Here is a 17,640-nt window from a genome sequence, read left to right as displayed (position 1 = left end):
GGAAGGAGCCGCCGTTCCTTCTTGCGAGCCAGTGCCGCAAGCGTGACAATCGGAACGGCCGCCGTCTCGGGGTGCATGGGAGGATTGGGTTCGGGAGGAGGAACCCGAACTATCGGTGCGGCGATTCCGCAGACAGGAGAACTCTCGGAATTCGGGGCACACTACGAGCGACAGTCGGAATTCGCTCTGAGCTTCATCAACGAGGATCAAGAGCGTCTGAAGATGACATATGAGGACACTCAGACTGCACCGAACGTCGGAGTTACCGCGGCCGAGAAACTCGTCAACCAGGAGGGGCTGCCCATGCTGTTCGCCGGCCTTTCGAGCGGCGTCGCCCTTGCAGTCGCCCGCTCTGTCGCCATTCCGAATGAGACGCTGATGGCGACTGGCGGAACCTCGAGCAAGATCTCCTCGCTCGATGATGATGACCTCGTCTTCCGCGGATCTCCTCCGACGCAGTTTCAGGCACGTGCACTCGCGACTCTTGTCTCAGGACAAGACGTGAACTCTACGTCGGTCATTTTCATCAACAACGACTTTGGGACTGCAATCAGCGAGGAGTTCAAAGCGTCCTACGAGGAACTGGGTGGCACCGTCAACGAAATGATCGGGTACGCGCCCGGCAAGTCGTCGTACAAGTCACAGCTGAACTCCGCGACAGCACAGGACCCCGAGGGAATCATCTTCATCGCATACCCGAAGGCGTTCACTGTCATGGCCAAGGAGGCCTACGAAATGGGGATCAAAGACGAGGTTCGATACTTCGCCAACGAGACAGTTCGTGGCGCGAACGTCACAAATAACCTCGATGGGAAAGCAATCAACGGAATGATGGGGACGCAACCGAATCCGCCTACGAACCGGGGTGTCTACCAGCAGTTCATCGAAGACAACAAGGCCGAGTTCGATCGAGAGCCGATCGTCTGGGAGGCCTACTACTTCGACACGACGGTGCTGTGCGGGCTCGCGTCCGTCGCCGCTGATTCGTATGACTCGGACTCACTCAAGCAGGCCGTTTACCCCCTCTCTCGACCTGAGGGAGAGACGTATACATACAAAGAGATTGGAGATGCGATTAGTGCACTTGAGAACGGCGACCCAATTAACTACGACGGGGTAAGCGGTTCCGTCGACCTTGACCAGCGGGGCGACGTCCCTGGCTCGTACCGACGCTGGGAAGTCGTCGACGGGGCTTTCGAGGAGGGAGACTTCATCGACTACACGGAGTAAACGATGGTTAGTATAGTTCAGGTACTCTTCGACGGCGTCGCATTCGGGAGTATCATTCTTCTCGGCGCCGTAGGCCTGTCACTCCTCTATGGAATCGGGAACTTCGCAAATTTCGCACACGGTGAGCTGCTAACTGTCAGTGCGTACGTCACGTACCTACTGTACGTGACCCTCGGTCTTCCATTTCTTCTCGCGGGTGCAGTAACGATCGGACTTACTGCACTCCTCGGGGTCAGTATCGACCGGAGCATTCTGCATATCCATCGCGATTCGGGGTCATTGACAAAACTCCTCGTGACCGTCGGAATCGCGTTCGTCCTGCGAAGTCTGATCCGTATGGTTTGGACGAGCGAACCCCGGTCATACCGGTTGGGACTGGAACGTGGTATAGCGGTTCTTGACGGCGGATTTCCGCTCGGATTCACCACGTTCAGATTCGATCTCTTCGTCACCCGTGATTCGGTGCTCATCGTTGTACTGGGACTCGTATGCGTCGCTATCGTCCATCTAGTCCTTACTCGGACCAAGATGGGTATCGCGATGCGCGCGACAGCGGCTAACCGGTCTCTCTCACAGGTGACTGGCATCGACACCGAGCAAGTAACCCGACTCACGTGGGTGCTCTCGGCCGGACTGGCGGCAGTTGGAGGAGTCGCACTCGCTGTCACGAGCGGTCTCCTCTATCCGCGCATGGGCTTCGACGTACTCCTGCTCGTTTTCGCAGCAGTCATCCTCGGTGGCATCGGGAGTCCATATGGTGCGATGATTGGCGCGTACGTTATCGGCGTCGCACAGGAGATGAGTATTCTCCTCCCCGGCGTCGGCGCACGCTACCGGCTAGCCGTCGCGTTCGTCATCCTCTTCGTGGTTATGCTCGTGAAACCAACCGGAATCGCCGGGGGGAGTTGGTCTTAATGGCGCTCGTGACGGGTCCCGCTGCATTCCTGCTTAGCCTCCTCACGACTGCGCTCATCTATTCGATTCTTGCGCTTGGACTGAATCTCCAGTGGGGGTACACGGGACTGTTCAACTTCAGCGTCGCTGCGTTCTGGGCGATTGGAGCGTATACTGCCTCGATTGTCGCACGAGCACCGAATGCAGAGACAGCGTTCGGATTCAACCTCCCGTATCTCTGGCTGGACGTCGCCGGAGTCCCCATCCCTCTCCCAGCAGCAGTCATCGTTGCGGCCATTGTATCCGCAATCGTCGCCGTCGTCATCTCTATCCCGACGCTCCGATTGCGGGACGACTACCTTGCCATCGCGACCTTGGGTCTCGCAGAAACTATCCGGCTCGTCATTCTTAACGAGCGGTGGCTCACCGAGGCGGACAGGGAATGGCGGTGGAAAATCCCATCGTGGGCTCACCGCTGGCGAACGTCGCACTGTTTGCCATTGTCCTCTTCGTCTTCGTGCTCGTGTACGTCGTCCTTGAGCGGGGCATTGACAGCCCCTGGGGTCGCGTATTGAAAGGCATTAGAGAGGACGAAGATGCCACAAACGCGCTCGGAAAGAACACCTTCTCCTTCAAAATGCAGAGCTTCGTTATCGGGAGCGTTATCATGACCGTCGCCGGGTCACTGACCGCGCTCCAGATCAACTATCTCGTTCCACAGCAATTCAACCCAGAGTGGACATTCTTCATTTGGATTGCGCTGCTCCTCGGAGGCACCGGTGACAACCGCGGTGCAGCGCTCGGTGGGTTCATTCTGGCGTTGCTGTTGCAGGTCCCACGGTACCTCGACGGTATCATCCCGTTCGGTAGCGTCGCCTCAAACGCGCGTCTGCTAATAATTGGCGTCCTGATCATCCTCATCATGACGTATCGTCCGGAAGGACTCCTTGGAGACGAAGGCGTCGCGAGCGAATAGGCCGAGCGGCGATTCTCTTTCAGAGGAGAGACATGGGTTCTGGAATACACAGAATTAATACGCTTGCGGCAGGCACTCTTATTACCGGATGTCGAAAGCTAACATCACTTACGACTGGGAGAACCGGATGGACCGTGCGCGAACTCTGATGAAAGAAAACGACATTGACGCTCTCTATGTTGACGCCGGTGCGAACCAGTACTATTTCACCGGTTACAGTGCTTACGAGGGCGGATGGCCTGTGTGGCTGTCGGCGTTCGTTCTTCCGTTAGAGGGCGAACCCGGTTTCATCCTCAGCGAAATGCACCGCGATATTATGGAGCATGCCGAGACAGCGATTTCTGCCGACGCGGTCACCACGTATCGCGATGGAGACGACCCTGAACCGCTCCTGCGAGAACTCTTCGAGGACCGAGGTATCGAAAACGGGACCATCGGTATCGCCGATGATGCGTGGTTCGGAGATGGAGAACTTATCCGAAATGTCGTCCCGAAGACAGACGTTGTCAGCGCTCAACACATCTTCGAACGACTCCGGATGGTGAAAGACGATACTGAAATAGAGCACATTCGCCGAGCAAACGAAATCGCGGCGGAGGCCCACGCGGCTGCCGCAGAGTGCATCGAGGAAGGCCGCGCAGAGTACGAGGCCGCAATGGACATCACGGAAGCGATGCTCGCCGCGGGATCAGACAACATGGGTCTCGGTGGTGTCTTCCGCGACCTTCGACAGCGGACTTTCGAAGAGGGAGACATTGTCGACGTAGACATGGGACCCCAGTACGAGCACTACGCGACCGACTGCGCCCGGAACGTCTTCGTGGGCGAGCCCGACCCGGAGCACCGTCGCGCCTACGAGGTCTGTTCTGAGTGCCTCAATGCGACGATGGACATGGTCGAACCAGGTGTGACCGCACACGAGGTCCACACGTTCGCTGAGGAGTACATGAACGACGAAGGCTACGACCAGCCGTGGAAAATCGGACACGGCATCGGACTTATGGGCGGACATGAAGCACCACAGGTCCAGCAAGGCGACGAGACGGTCCTCGAACCGGGAATGGTCTTCGTCATCGATCCGGGAATCTTCGTTGAAGGACAGGGCCAGGACACACCCATCCACATCGAAGACCCGGTCGTCGTCACCAAAGACGGGTGTGAGAATCTCCACCCGTATACTCACGACGTAATCACGGTATAGGGAGCCAGAAGTGGCGTCGGGTTTTATTATGAATTGACAGCGATCAGTGGTATGACCGTAGGTACGACCAGCGTGTCTGACCGCGTCGAAATCGAAGAGTTGCGTGCTGCCTACTGCTATCACCTCGACGACGGTGACATCGAGAAATGGACCGAGCTCTTCACTGAGGATGCCATTGTAGAGTACGTTTCGCTGGAGACACCCCTCGAGGGTCACGACGAGATCCGTGGATTAGCCCGTGAATGGACCGCTGACCCCGACCAGATCCGCCGACACACGGTGACCAACCCCGTCATCGACGTCGACGGCGACACGGCCAGGGGGACGTGGTACTACCGGGCTGTGACGCTCGAACCAGACGGAAGCGGTCACCTCGAACAGGGACGATACCACGACGAGTACCGTCGCGTCGAGGGGACTTGGAGCTCGCTCGCATGGAGACGACGGTTGCCTACGATGCGAGTGTGAACGCTGGGTGGGCAGATATTCGCCCGCATGACTAAGATAACTCAGGTGACCAGAAAAAGGCGTAGTGAAAGGGTAGATGCCCCTACGAAGGCGAGGCGAATGATGTTAAAAACAGTGTACGGACTGTCTTTTCAGACGAGTTCGCGCTCGATGTCCCGGAGCGGCTGGAGCGCTTCGATAAGTGCCTCCTCGGCCTCGTCGTGAAGCCGACGGTACGGAGGCCTGACTTCGCCGGCCGGCCGATCACTCATCTCGGCAAGTGAGTGGAGGACAGCGGGCGAGTTGGAGACGAGCGGGGCGTCCGGAAGATTACTGACGTCGCCCCAGACCTCAGCCAGCGTCCGGTTGACCCGCCTCGTCCACTCGTCATGATGGTTTCCGTCACGACACTCGCGATAGAAGCGGAGCATCGTCTGTGGCGCGGCCCACGTCAGAATCCCGATGAACCCTTTCCCGCCGAGCTGGGAGTCGTGCCAGAACGGGCAGTCGTACGGCGAGATGACGTTAATCTGCTCTGAGAGACCGAGAATCCTGTCGTAGTGCGGCGTCGCGTAGTTCGAGTCTTTTACCGCTTTTACTGACTCGATGTCGACGAGTTCGTTCTTCCAAGTCTCGGGGGTGATGTCGCAGTCAGTCGCCGGCGGATAGTTGTAGACGAGAACGCTCAGTTCGCCGCCGAGCGCCTCATCGATGTCTCGATAGAAATCACCGACCCACTCTTGCTGGAGTGGGATCATGTACGGGAGTTCGATCATCGTTCCGTCTGCACCTGCATCCTCCGCGTAGGTTGCGCGACGAATCGCTTCTTGCTGATTCGGAGCCGACGCGCCGACGACGCACGTGATATCGTCTGCGGCGTCGGTGACGACATCTGTCACCTCGTCGAACTCCGCTTCAGAGGGGGCCATTGACTGGCCCATGGTCGCAAATTGGATGAACCCGTGAATGCCTTGATCTTCGAGCCACTCGACATTTGATCGGATGGCTTCGTAATTGATGCTATTGTCGTCGTTCAGACACAGCGGTGAGAGAGCGAGGATACCCTCCAGAGGCTGCCGTGGGAAGTCGACTGTCATTTTGGTCACTCGAAGAGTGTAAGTTTAGTTCCAATACCTTCTTTCTTAGCTCTTTCGTATACGAAGTGTGACGCTGCGACGTCAAGGGCTGGCATTCCCATGTGGACCATCACCGTACGTTCGTCGGCCGACTCACGGCCGGAAGCCTTGCCCGAAACTACGTCTGTCAGTTCGGCGTAGACGTCGTCATAAGAGAGTCCCTCAGGAGCAGTCACACCCACCTCCTCACCATCGATCCAGAGTCTGTCTCTGCTCTCGACGCCGATCACCCATTTGTCTGCTGCTGCACTAAATGTAGGATCAAGATCGAGGAAGCCGTTTGTCGCGGCGACGTGCGTTCCCGGCTCAATCCACTCAGCCATGACGATCGGGTCTTCGGCGGTGGTGACCATGCAGATAATATCGGCTCCCCGGACGGCCTCTTGGGAGTCGACGAATCCCTCTATTGTGGCGTCCGTCACGTCACTCATCTCGTCGATGAACGTCGTTCGAACGTCGTCGTCAATGTCGCAGGCTTTCACGTGGTCAAGATCGAACAATGCGTCCATAACCCGGAGGTGAGTCCGTCCCTCGTGACCGCAGCCGACGATAGTGAGCGTCGACGAATCCTCGCGGGCAAGGTATTTTGCGCCGACACCTGCGTGTCCGGCTGTTCGCATCGCGGTTACCGACTGGCCCTCGATGAACGCCAGCGGCATGGCAGTTTCGGCGTCTGAAAGGATATTGACAGCGCTGAGTGCAGGGAGTCCCCGTTTAGCGTTCTGTTGGAACACTCCGAGCCACTTGTTGCCCGCAACGCCGAGGGGTTCGATGTACGCCGGATAGCTCGAGACGTTCCCGTACCCGAACTCACCACCACGCTTCGACAGCCAGATCTCGACAGGATTCGTCTGTTGGACTTGGTCATCACTAACCCAACGGAAGGTTTCCTCTACCCGTTCAAGACATTCGTCTGCGCTTGCTGCGTTCGTCACGTCGTCACGCGAGAGAAATAGAATCTCTCCTGGTTCGACAGTAGGCGTTTCCATACCTGCCGTAGCTTCTAACTACGGTCACTTATAATTATCCGTGATATTGTGACCGGGGGTAAGGGTTGGACCCACCCTGTGCTGGTCGTTCCGGTAGCTCCATTCAGAATCCGGTCTGATACTGTTCCGGCGGCTCAAGGCGGTCTCTCTGTTCAAGTCTGTCTGCCGCCCTCCGGGCAAAGTACGGATCTCGAATGTGCTCCCGTGCCAGGAGAGCTAAATCTGCGCGACTATTCCGAATCACGGCGTCGGCGTGTTCTGGCGTAGTTAGTTTCCCGACCGCTGCGACAGGGAGGTCACTCTCGGCACGGATACGCTCGGCAAACGGAACCTGATATCCTGGCCCAGTGTCGGGAATGACTTGGTCCGGGTGGAGTCCGCCCGCACTTACGTCTAGTAAGTCGACTCCTTCCTCAGACAGAATCTGGGCAAGCCTCACCGACTGGTCGAGATCCCACGACTCTCGGTCTGGAAGCCAATCAGTCGCGGAGAGACGAACGAACAAGGCAATCCCCTCCGGGATCGCTTGCCTAACTGCCTGGACTACTTCCCGAAGAAGCCGTGCGCGATCATCAAAGCTGCCTCCGTATTCATCGGACCGGCGGTTAGTGACCGGTGAGAGAAACTCGTGAAGGAGATATCCGTGCGCCGCGTGGAGTTCGATAATCTGGAACCCCGCGTCAATAGCACGCTTCGCAGCAGCGGCAAAGGAATTGATGACCGCAGCGATATCGTCGCGGCTCATCCGCCTGAGTTCCTGTTTCTTCTCCTCGAACGGGTAGGGGACGTCACTCGGCGCAAGTACTTCCCACCCTCCCTCTTCTGGAGAGAGCGGATTGGCTCCTTCCCAGAGAAGACCGGTCGACCCTTTCCGGCCCGCATGGGAAAGTTGGATTCCCGGAATGCTGCCTTGCTCGGAGACGAAGGTCGCAATCCGTTCGAGTGCTTCCGCCTGCTGGTCTGTCCAGATACCGAGGTCCTGTGGAGAGATGCGGCCTGCAGCGGTCACTGCCGTCGCTTCAGTCAGTATTAGTCCCGCCCCACCGACAGCGCGACTCCCCAAATGGACGAGATGCCAGTCTGTTGCGATCCCATTTCGGGCCTCACAGGAGTACTGGCACATCGGCGAGACACCGATGCGGTTGGGAATCGATACCTCCCGCAGACGGAGGGGATCAAACAAATCTGGTGACACACTATGTCGTATTAGGGGGGATGGGATAAACGTTCGCGCAATCGACAATTGTGTGTCAGTAGAGACTCAGTGACGCGACTGCGAAAAATGGTACAACCGCTAAAGCCAGATCCCGTCTAATCAGCAGAATAGCCCTTTTCTCAGAGAAGGCGGCTGAGTGGCAGTTTCAACACAAGAAACACTCAAATTTCTCACTACCGCCACTGTATGTGAACGGTCATAAAACTGCTAAAAAGATATAAATGGATGAGAACGAAATTACACTTTAGTTCGTATGAGCAACCTTGACAGAGACGACATCAAACAGGTGACAGACGAGTATCTAATGCCCGCCGTATACGGACAACAAGATCTCGTCCTTGACCACGGTGAAGGCGCTCGTCTTTGGGACGTTGACGGTAACGAATTTCTCGACGCTGTCGCGGGCATCGCCGTCGTCAACACGGGCCACTCCCATCCGAAAGTCGTAGACGCCGTGCAAGAACAGGTAGCAAACTACGTTCAGTCATCGTACTACTTCTACCATGACCCAATGGCTGAACTGCTTCAGACGCTGGCCGAGCAATCTCCTGGCGACCTGAAGAACACGTTCTTCGGGAACTCCGGGGCAGAGGCCGTTGAGGGAGCGATCAAACTCGCGAAGAAAGCGACTGGGTCGAGTGAATTCATCAGTCTTAGAGGGTCATTCCACGGGCGTACCCCCGGAGCGATGGCGCTCACGGGGCAGAACAAGTACACGCACACCTTCCATCCGCATATTCCGGGGAGCTACCAGATACCGTCGCCCAACTACTACCGGTATGGCGACCGTTTCGAGGACGAGAACGAGTTCGGCAAGTGGGCCGCGGAACAGGTCCATGAAGTCATCAAGTACGACTCGAATGACGATATCGCTGCCGTCGTCGTCGAGCCGATTCAGGGCGAAGGTGGAATCGTGGTCCCGCCAGAGAATTATCTACCCTATCTCAAAGAGATCTGTGAGGAGGAAGACATCCTCTTTGTAGCTGACGAGGTCCAAACCGGGATGGGACGGACCGGCGAGCTGTTCGCGGTCGAGCACTGGGACGTTGAGCCAGACATTATGACGATGGCGAAGGGAATCGCGAGCGGGGTCCCCTTCGGTCTATTCATGGGAACAGAAGAGGTGAGTGAGACAATGGATCCGGCCGATCACTACACGACCTACGGCGGAAACCCGCTGGCGTGTGCCGCTGCGAATGCGACGTTCGACGTGATAGAAGAGGAAGGTCTCGTCGACAACGCTGCGACTGTCGGTGACGAGGCGTTCGACCGTCTAGAGGCAATGAAGGCAGATTACGACATCATCGGAGACGTTCGTGGCAAGGGGCTCCATATCGGCGTCGAGATTGTGACCGACAAAGAGACGCACGACCCCTCCGAAGATATCGCTAAAGATGTCCGTACTCAAACGCACGACCGGGGGCTGCTCGTATCGCGGTGCGGTACACATGGGAACGTTATTCGAATGACGCCGCCGCTGAGCATCTCCAGCGACGAGATGGAAGAGATGCTCGACAGACTAGAAGGCGCGGTTTCGACGGTTTCGAAGGATCACTAACCGCTCTTTAGATGCTCAGTTTCTGACTGTGTTCCGTTTTACTTGTTGCCTCCGATGCTTCTTGTCGATACAAGATCTACGACCAGTACATGACGAAAACTATCGGCCTCATTATCAATCCGCTGTTGATGACGCTGTCCCGGTAGTCGGAATCCCTTCCGGGGTCAAGATTTTTCCGCGGCTTTACACGATCCCAGAAGCCGCAGGTGACCTCATAGTGGGTTTTCTCGGTGACAAGATAGCAGACCCGCAACGCCGTGAGGTTATGGATATCGACGAAACGGCGTACTGTAATGATCAGCTTTCAGCGAGACTATACGGATACCTTCTAGTCCCTCGAAACTCTCGTTTTGTCCAGATCCGAAGTCTCGAGGGTCGAGCGGCGAGACGATGAGCAAACAATTGATTGCCAGTGAAATAGTCGATTCAATGGACTCTGACCGAATCTACGTCATTGGTCCAGGTACGACCACGAAGGAGATCATGAGCCTACTTGGGATAGAGTATACGCTTCTCGGCGTCGATGCCACCCATAACGGCGAACTCGTTGGAAGAGATTTGAGCGAGCAGGAGTTACTGGATCTACTTGACGGCGTCGACCCAGAGTTGATTGTCGGCGTCATTGGCGGCCAGGGGTTCGTCTTTGCGAGAGGTAACCAACAGCTGAGTGCGCCCGTCATCGAGACAATCGGTGTCGACAACATCACTATCGTCGCGACAGAGGAGAAAATTCACGCTCTTGAGGATGATCCATTGCGCGTGGACACAGGTGACCAAGAGGTGGACAACGCACTCTCCGGCTACAGTCGCGTCCTGACAGGGCGCGGTTCACAGATGGTCGTTCAGATAATACAGTGAATATAGTGGTGGAAATGAAGCACTCAAAGACAGGCCACGTCGCTGATGGCTAATCGAGATTCACCCGATTTTCCGGAGGTGCGAATCGGTAGTTGTCGGGAGCGGCAAGGGGTTATCAAATACAACTTGAGCGTCGCGCCACTTCCCTATGGGATCGGCTTCCGACGAGATATGGGAAACAGCAACCCGGCAAACAACCATCAGAGGTAATGATCTGTTGTTCGCCTTCAAGCGGCAGATACCAGGAGTCCTCTTCGGACAGGATTTTGACTCGGCGAAACATCATCACAAGCGTTGCGTGCAGAGATGACGTACTCTCCGCTTGTAGACTACAGAGGAAAATTAGTCTCAGTACATAACCTTTCCAGCAGAAATGTTGAGGTCTTGGCCGGTCATTTGCTCAGACTCCGGAGAACAGAGGAAGGCAACTAAAGTAGCAACGCTTGTGGGCTTGACGAGTTCCACTCGAGCGCTTTTTTCCATCTCACCTTGTTTGACTGTCTCGCTATCCGTCCCCCGTGCCTCAGCGTATCGCTCGAATACGCGTTCAATTCGGGGCCCTTCGACTGAGCCCGGACAGACTGCGTTTACGTTAATATCGTACTCTCCAACTTCACTGGCGATGGAACGAGTAAATCCGACGAGACCTAACTTCGAGGCAGCATACGGAGACCGTTGTGAAACGGGACGCTTACCGGTAACTGAGCTGATGTTGACGATACGGCCGAACCGCTGGTCTTTCATTGTGGGCAGCACTTCTCGAGTCATCAAAAACGCACCACGCAGGTTCACAGCGATAGTTTCCTCCCACTCTTCGATCGGTATCTCTTCGCACGGCAGGTTGGGACCAGCGATACCGGCGTTGTTGATGAGAATATCGATAGAACCGAACTCGTCAAGCGCTTCATCGATAGTTTCAGTCACACTGGTGGGATCACGAAGATCAGTCTGCACCGCAATCGATGACTGGCCTACGTCGGAGATCATCTCTTGGGTTTCGCTCATCTCTTCAGGATTGAGATCTGCGATTACGATGTTGTTTCCCCGCTTGGCGAGCTCTATGGCGATTTCTCGCCCGAGACCGCGGCCAGCACCAGTGACTATGGCTGCTTTCTGCTCGCAATCCATGCTATTCTTTTCAACCGGCACCACATATAATTCCTTCCCTACTTTCAGAAGGCAGTCAGAGTAAAGAGCGAACCGGATTCCACACCCAGCGAGTTCAGTCCGCAATACTGCAGTCAGACCCGCATAGAGAGAGGCTGCCGCTAAAAGGAGAGACAGAGAATACGCACGGAAGAACCGCTACGAGTACGTGACTGCCAGCTTAATTTGATTCACCGTACTCAACAGGTCGTCGATTTGGTCCTCCTTGATCTCGTTCTCCGGACCTGCAATCGAACAGCCGGCAAACACGGTACCATCATCTAACATTACTGGAGCACCCACCGCACTCAGTCCAACCGTGCTTTCTTCGTCATTTATTGCGTAGCCACGCTCCCGGATCTGTTCGAGTTCCTGCCGAAGTTCATCGGAATCGGTGACCGTATTTTTCGTCGCACTCGGAAGCCCGTGGAAGTCGATAATCTCAGAGATTCGCTCTTCTGGAAGGTGTGCGAGAATAGCTTTCCCGTAAGCGGTCTGGTGGAGAGACATCCGTTTACCGACCCGAGAGCGACTTGGAACTCCATATTCGCCCTTTTCGCGGTAGATAACGACTGCCCGGCCGTGTTCTTCGACGACAAAGTGGACGACCTGTCCTGTCTTTTCTGCGAGTGACTTCACCTTGTCTTTCACTATCTCGGATCCATATTTCTCGTTTCTGACGTGACCTCCCAGGTCGAGGAATCGAGCACCGAGATGGTACTCATCATCAATCTTTGTGACGCAACTCTCTTCGATCAGGGTGGCAAGATGCTTGTGAACGGTACTCTTCGCTAAGTTGGTATAATCCGCGATGTTAGTGATAGTTGGTCTATTGAGTGTGATTAGTGATTCGACAATGCGAAACGTCGTGTGAACCGACTTAATCGTGTGTGAGGTGGGTTGTTCGTCCGTCAGTGGCGTGTTCTGGTTCATATGGAAAGGGAATGCAACTACCTACTTAAAGTTATTGTGGGTTGACAACGGTCCCCAAGAAACGTCTCCATACCTACTTCTCACAAGAATATCTATCCGATTCCATATTAGCTTTCATTCAATTTCGAATTGCTACCGATGAGTTGAGGTAAAAACACACGAAGGAGAGGTCTTAGGAACGCATTCTTCGATTTCGCATTAGTGAACATTAATTCTTTGACACTCGATACTAGTTTGACTTCTCTTTTTTCACCTTGGGTATATCAGTACCATTCGAGCGCCCTTAAAATTACAGTTTTAGTTTTGTAATTGTAGAGTAGTTGATGAATCCTCTAAGCACAGAAATATCAGAGGTATTGCTCTGAGTTCCGCCTATAGGCTCCAGATCTTTCTCGGTGGCTCCCTTCAGCCATCGACGGAATCATCTTGTTGCATTCAGAAGGGTCAACACACCCTAGGATCCGTTCGGTAGCGAGAAATCTCATCAGGTCGGGCGTGGACAGCCCCTGAACGACCGATGACTTCGCGTATTCGATTTATTCCCGACCAGAGACGGTCAAATACACGGATTCGATAGAGAAAGCCAACAATGAATCGTTCGGTATTTTCTGGAAAGTAACAAACTCTCAGCTCCGATCGGAGGCGTTCTGAATTACTGAGAGACTATATCACCACCTTTTCCTAATAATAAATATTTGTTTCTTATAGAGAAACGAGTGGGCGGTGCAAGTTACTGTCCACGATGACTATGAGGAACGCGGTGTCGAGTAGAATCCTTTGAGAATAGGTGACGGGCGGATCATAGAAAGTAAGAAAACCCCTTGACCGCGACCCGAACACTTATTGTCAGGTATTCTCAACCAAAGAGGTGATGAAAGAGAGAAGCGCACTGCAGCCTACGAGACGCCAATGGCTTCGGGGAGCGGGTGTCGCCGTAGCAGGGTCTGGCGGGATGTGCTGGAGATGGATCGAACAACCAGGGCGAGTCAACTTCGACCGGCTCTACCGACGAGAGCGAAACAGCAGATGTCGAAACGGCCGAAAGTGGTGGTGAAAGTAGTGGAGAAAGCGAGGCTGTTGTTAAACTCGGGCAGGCGAAAAGCCCAGTCCACTTCGACCCGATCCAGTTAATCGGAGTCCCATCTCATATGGTGATGAACCGTGTATTCAGCAAATTATACACTTATGCTGAGGACACGGCGCTCGTTCCTAATCTTGCCTCATCGCTTCCCGAAGTATCGCGAGAAGGGACTCGGTACATCGTTCCGATTACAGAGGAGGCTCGCTTTCACAACGGTGACCCAGTGACTGCTGAGGATATCGTGTACTCAGCAATGGCGCCAGTTCGGGAGGAGACTGGCGAGGCGACGAATTTCAATATGGTTTCAGAAGCGACGGTTGTCGATGAGACGACCGCACAGTTCGACCTCGAATATCCGTTTGCGATGTTCTCACAGTCGCTGACGATGAAGGTCGTTCCGAAGGCAGTCCGTGAAGCAGATCCTGAATCGTTCAAAGCGAAACAGCCCATAGGTTCCGGACCGTTCAAGTTTGTCGATTGGAAGCAGGGAGAATACGTCGAACTCGAACGCTGGGATGACTACTGGGGCGAGACGCCCAACGTTGCGGGTATCAAATACGTGCCCGTCGAGGAGCCGACAACGCGAGTAACTACCCTCAGAAACGGTACGTCGGACGTTATTCAATCTGTCCCACCGAAGGTATATCCCACGGTGGAGTCCATGGACGACACAACGCTCATGGAGACGGCCGCAGTCGGGTACTACTACGTTGCGTTCAATTGCGAGGAGGGGGCGACAACGAACCCTGCCGTCAGGGAAGCAGTGGATTACTGCATCGATATGGATTCTGTCGTTCAGAATTTCATCGAACCCGCAGGTGTTCGACAGTACAGTCCACTCCCGCGAGCGCTCGCAGAAACGTGGGAGATGCCTATCAATCGGTGGAAAGAAATCCCGCACTCGAAGGACGCTGACAAAGCTCGATCGATGTTCGAAGAAGCAGGTGTTCCCGATGACTGGTCGGCGAAGATTCTTGTTCCTCCGGACGACAAGCGCGAACAGATCGGTATCTCTGTAGCAAACGGCATCAAGGAGGCCGGCTACGACGCAGAAGTGCAGCGGCTAGACTGGGGTGCGTTCATCGAGACATTCGACACCGGAAAGAAAGAAGACTACCAGATGTACGTTCTGGGGTTCTCCGGGCTCCCGGATCCAGATACGTTCATATACAACCTCTTCCACACTGAACAGATAGGTGCGAACAACGGAACGTACTACGACAACGAAGAGGTCATGGACAAGATCATCGAAGCCCGACGGTCCACGGATCGTGAGCGGCGCCGAGAGCTGTATATCGATATCATCACGACTGTCTTGGAGGACCGGGTCCACCTCGCGGCGTATAACCTAAAGAACACTTTCGGTGTGAGCGATGCCGTCTCAGACTTCACCGTCCATCCGGTTTCCCAGCTCAACCCCAGAATGGTATCCGAGTACAATAACGTAAGCGTAGAGCGATGAATAAATACTTCGCTCCACAGAGAAACGTGAGGGGTCAGTAATGGATACGGCGTCATCCTATCAAGAACTGTACGAAAAAGCAGCTCACATCGGAAATCTTTCGAAGGTTGACGAGACTCTCTATTGGGACGAACAAGTCATGATGCCGGAAGGTGGAACGCCGGCGCGATCCGCACAGCGAGCGGCGGTTGCTACAGCTCAACACAGAGCGCTCACCGACGAGCGACTCGGTCAACTACTCGGCCACCTCGAGACCTCCGACTTAGATGGAGATCAAAGTGCCGTCGTTCGAGAGGTGGCTCGTGAGCGACGGGATGCCACGTGTGTCTCTGAAGACCTCGTCAATCGGATTCAAGCGGCTCTGTCGGACGCTCAGCCCGCTTGGCGGAACGCACGAGAAAACAATGACTTCTCGACGTTCGAACCCGAGTTGCGGCGGATTATCGAACTCAAACGAGAGTATGCCGACCAGTTCGATCACGATAGTCGGTTCGAGACGCTGTTTTCGGTTGGTGAGTTCAGCGAACCCTACCTCCCATTTTCGCGAGTTGAAGAGATACTTTCCCGCCTTCGCGAAGATCTCCCACCACTCATTGAAGAGATTCAGGATAGCTCAGTCGACCCACCGACACTGTTCGAGGGATCGTTCCCAGCTGACAAGCAGCGTGAACTGCACCGAGACGCATTGACGTATGTCGGCTACAACTGGGAACATGGTCGGTTCGACGAGGCACCGCACCCGTTCTCAAATGGGACCCCGTACGACGCTCGAGTTACAACTCGTTTCGACGAATCGAACCTCCTCGTCGGGCTGACGAGCACCCTCCACGAGTTTGGCCACTCGACGTACACGCGTGGGCTTCCGAAGGAACACCTCGGGACCCCACTCGGCGAGGCGAGGAGCATGGTCGTCCACGAAAGTCAATCCAGGCTCTGGGAAAATCACGTCTGCCGGTCACGTGAATTCTGGGAGGGATTTTTACCGACGGTTAAAGAACAGTTCCCCAGTATCGACGCTGAAGTCGACAAGGTATATGCCGCTGCCAATCGAGTGAGTGTCGGTCCGTTACGCGGCCACGCTGATGAACTGACATACCACCTCCACATCTTGGTGCGTTTCGAGGTAGAGAAGGCTCTAATTGAGGATGATTTAGACGTCGTCGAGGTTCCAGCCGTCTGGAATGACAAGATGGAGGAGTACCTCGGTGTCCGTCCCGACACTGACGCCGAGGGCTGTCTTCAGGACATCCATTGGAGCGTCGGGTCGATAGCCTCGTTCCAGAATTACACTCTTGGCTCGATGCTAGCGGCTCAGCTCTTCGATGCTGCCCGACATGACATCCCCAATCTCAACGAGCATTTACAGGACGGAGAGTTCGCACCGCTCCGCGAGTGGCTCAGAAAAGAGATCCACCAGCATGGTCAACGGTACAAAACACCGGAACTCATCGAGCGTGCAACCGGCGAACCGCTCTCTGCGGAGCCATTCCTCACGTATGCAACGAACAAGTTCGGGGCCATATACGACCTCTAGTGGCGGTTGTACCGGTTGCGGCTGACAGGAGAATATTTTTGATTTTCCTTTGAACGAGGAGAGAAGAATAATCTCTCGTACTCTATCTGCTCTTTCTACTCCCTGTCTTGTTCCGTTTGGATATGTGGATCTTGATCTTCCTCCGTCTCATGAGTCACGCCGCGCACGCTGTCGCGCGCTGCACGCCTTCTGGCGTTAACGGGACGCATCGCGTCTCGTTCGCACACCAGAACGCGCGTTCTGGGGACGCCAATATACACTCCACACGAGATATGACTCTTATTCGCTCCAGAGGGTCCCGACCCGATCTTCGATCTCGTCGAGGACGAGCGCAACGGCGTCACGATAGTCGTCTGGACACGATGCATCCTCGCCGGGCGTCCGGGGCGGTGGGCGGGGAATGGAAGTGGTCCCGTGTATTGTGCGGATTCGGGTACCTGTCCCACCGGCGCTCCCAGGCGGGGTCCGAGTGCTGCTCTCGATAGTAGACTTTGAAGTCGTCGTTCGTGTACCAGCGAACTATCAACTGTGCCTCGTCGACAGCTGCCGGGTAGTACGACGGTGCAAAGACGACGTGGAGTTCCAGACGACCGCTGGTGTCCGTGAGGGTCGTTCGGGAGACCTGCCGCGTCGCTTGGAGCCGCGTCTGGAGGAACTCGAGGATAGGGCGATCGATGGGGGCAGGGCTCCCGCTATCGCCTGTCGGTTGACGTGAACGTCCTCGTCGACCGGACGGAACTGAACGACGAGATTCCCGACGGACACGAGGACGGCCACTGGGTCGGTCCGTTCGTCTACGAGGCCGACGCACACGAGAACCTGCGCTGCACCCACGAGGAGGTGTTCGGCCCCCACGTCGCCCTCCTACAGTACTCCGGCGACATCGAGGAGGCCGTCGAGATCCACAACGACACCGACTACGGACTCGCGGGCGCGATTATCTTCGAGGACTACCGCGAGATAAACTACTACCGCGACA

The 17,640-nt window shown here is 55.3% G+C and carries 14 protein-coding genes and 2 pseudogenes; 11 read left to right on the top strand and 5 right to left on the bottom strand.

Annotated features, from left to right (window positions below):
* Nucleotides 1-42 precede the first annotated feature (42 nt).
* The 6 genes and pseudogenes from GJ632_RS05170 to GJ632_RS05145 all read left to right on the top strand — a co-directional run bounded on the left by GJ632_RS05170 (nt 43) and on the right by GJ632_RS05145 (nt 4,769).
* Nucleotides 43-1,230: an ABC transporter substrate-binding protein gene (locus tag GJ632_RS05170; RefSeq protein ID WP_197427890.1), complete on the top strand. Its 1,188-nt coding sequence runs from the start codon at nt 43-45 to the stop codon at nt 1,228-1,230.
* 3 nt (nt 1,231-1,233) lie between these two features.
* Entirely contained in the window at nt 1,234-2,145 is a 912-nt protein-coding gene (locus tag GJ632_RS05165; RefSeq protein WP_191452296.1) for a branched-chain amino acid ABC transporter permease, read from the top strand.
* Nucleotides 2,145-2,540 (top strand): annotated as a pseudogene (locus tag GJ632_RS25770) (hypothetical protein); the annotation flags it as partial. The gene GJ632_RS05165 and the pseudogene GJ632_RS25770, both read left to right, overlap by 1 nt.
* Nucleotides 2,541-2,566: 26 nt before the next feature.
* Nucleotides 2,567-3,100: a branched-chain amino acid ABC transporter permease gene (locus GJ632_RS24655; RefSeq protein WP_191452294.1), complete on the top strand. Its 534-nt coding sequence runs from the start codon at nt 2,567-2,569 to the stop codon at nt 3,098-3,100.
* An 88-nt stretch (nt 3,101-3,188) separates the two neighbouring features.
* Complete coding sequence (locus GJ632_RS05150) at nt 3,189-4,301, top strand: M24 family metallopeptidase (protein WP_191452293.1); 1,113 nt, start codon at nt 3,189-3,191, stop codon at nt 4,299-4,301.
* Between the two features lie 51 nt (nt 4,302-4,352).
* A complete protein-coding gene (locus GJ632_RS05145) occupies nt 4,353-4,769 on the top strand; it encodes a nuclear transport factor 2 family protein (protein ID WP_191452292.1) in 417 nt (138 codons plus the stop codon).
* 131 nt (nt 4,770-4,900) lie between these two features.
* Here the strand turns inward: GJ632_RS05145 and GJ632_RS05140 are convergent, their stop codons facing one another.
* From GJ632_RS05140 to GJ632_RS05130, 3 genes are all read right to left on the bottom strand, one after another.
* Nucleotides 4,901-5,845, bottom strand: a complete 945-nt coding sequence (locus GJ632_RS05140) for a dihydrodipicolinate synthase family protein (RefSeq protein ID WP_191452291.1) — start codon at nt 5,843-5,845, stop codon at nt 4,901-4,903.
* A gap of 5 nt (nt 5,846-5,850) precedes the next feature.
* Nucleotides 5,851-6,873, bottom strand: coding sequence for an ornithine cyclodeaminase family protein (locus tag GJ632_RS05135; RefSeq protein WP_191452290.1), 1,023 nt, complete (start codon nt 6,871-6,873; stop codon nt 5,851-5,853).
* Nucleotides 6,874-6,976: 103 nt separating this feature from the next.
* Nucleotides 6,977-8,068 carry an NADH:flavin oxidoreductase/NADH oxidase gene (locus GJ632_RS05130; RefSeq protein WP_343161034.1) on the bottom strand — a complete coding sequence of 364 codons (1,092 nt, stop codon included), beginning with the start codon at nt 8,066-8,068 and terminating at the stop codon, nt 6,977-6,979.
* Between the two features lie 274 nt (nt 8,069-8,342).
* Between GJ632_RS05130 and GJ632_RS05125 the strand changes: the two genes are divergently transcribed.
* Nucleotides 8,343-9,647 carry an aspartate aminotransferase family protein gene (locus GJ632_RS05125; protein WP_191452289.1) on the top strand — a complete coding sequence of 435 codons (1,305 nt, stop codon included), beginning with the start codon at nt 8,343-8,345 and terminating at the stop codon, nt 9,645-9,647.
* A gap of 390 nt (nt 9,648-10,037) precedes the next feature.
* Complete coding sequence (locus GJ632_RS05120) at nt 10,038-10,505, top strand: ATP-NAD kinase family protein (RefSeq protein ID WP_191452288.1); 468 nt, start codon at nt 10,038-10,040, stop codon at nt 10,503-10,505.
* A gap of 348 nt (nt 10,506-10,853) precedes the next feature.
* Here the strand turns inward: GJ632_RS05120 and GJ632_RS05115 are convergent, their stop codons facing one another.
* Nucleotides 10,854-11,633, bottom strand: a complete 780-nt coding sequence (locus tag GJ632_RS05115; protein ID WP_191452287.1) for an SDR family NAD(P)-dependent oxidoreductase — start codon at nt 11,631-11,633, stop codon at nt 10,854-10,856.
* A gap of 177 nt (nt 11,634-11,810) precedes the next feature.
* A complete protein-coding gene (locus tag GJ632_RS05110; RefSeq protein ID WP_191452286.1) occupies nt 11,811-12,584 on the bottom strand; it encodes an IclR family transcriptional regulator in 774 nt (257 codons plus the stop codon).
* 1,148 nt (nt 12,585-13,732) lie between these two features.
* On the opposite strand from GJ632_RS05110, the gene GJ632_RS05105 reads away from it, so the two are divergent.
* From GJ632_RS05105 to GJ632_RS05095, 3 genes and pseudogenes are all read left to right on the top strand, one after another.
* Nucleotides 13,733-15,127, top strand: a complete 1,395-nt coding sequence (locus tag GJ632_RS05105) for an ABC transporter substrate-binding protein (RefSeq protein WP_343161033.1) — start codon at nt 13,733-13,735, stop codon at nt 15,125-15,127.
* A 40-nt stretch (nt 15,128-15,167) separates the two neighbouring features.
* The gene (locus tag GJ632_RS05100; protein WP_191452285.1) at nt 15,168-16,661 is read left to right on the top strand and encodes a carboxypeptidase M32; all 1,494 of its coding nucleotides are present in this window, start codon (nt 15,168-15,170) and stop codon (nt 16,659-16,661) included.
* A 711-nt stretch (nt 16,662-17,372) separates the two neighbouring features.
* Nucleotides 17,373-17,640, top strand: a pseudogene (locus tag GJ632_RS05095) (aldehyde dehydrogenase family protein); the annotation flags it as partial.

Source organism: Halogeometricum sp. CBA1124 (assembly GCF_009741955.1).
GTDB lineage: Archaea > Halobacteriota > Halobacteria > Halobacteriales > Haloferacaceae > Halogeometricum > Halogeometricum rufum.
This window is presented reverse-complemented; position numbering and strand designations above follow the sequence as displayed.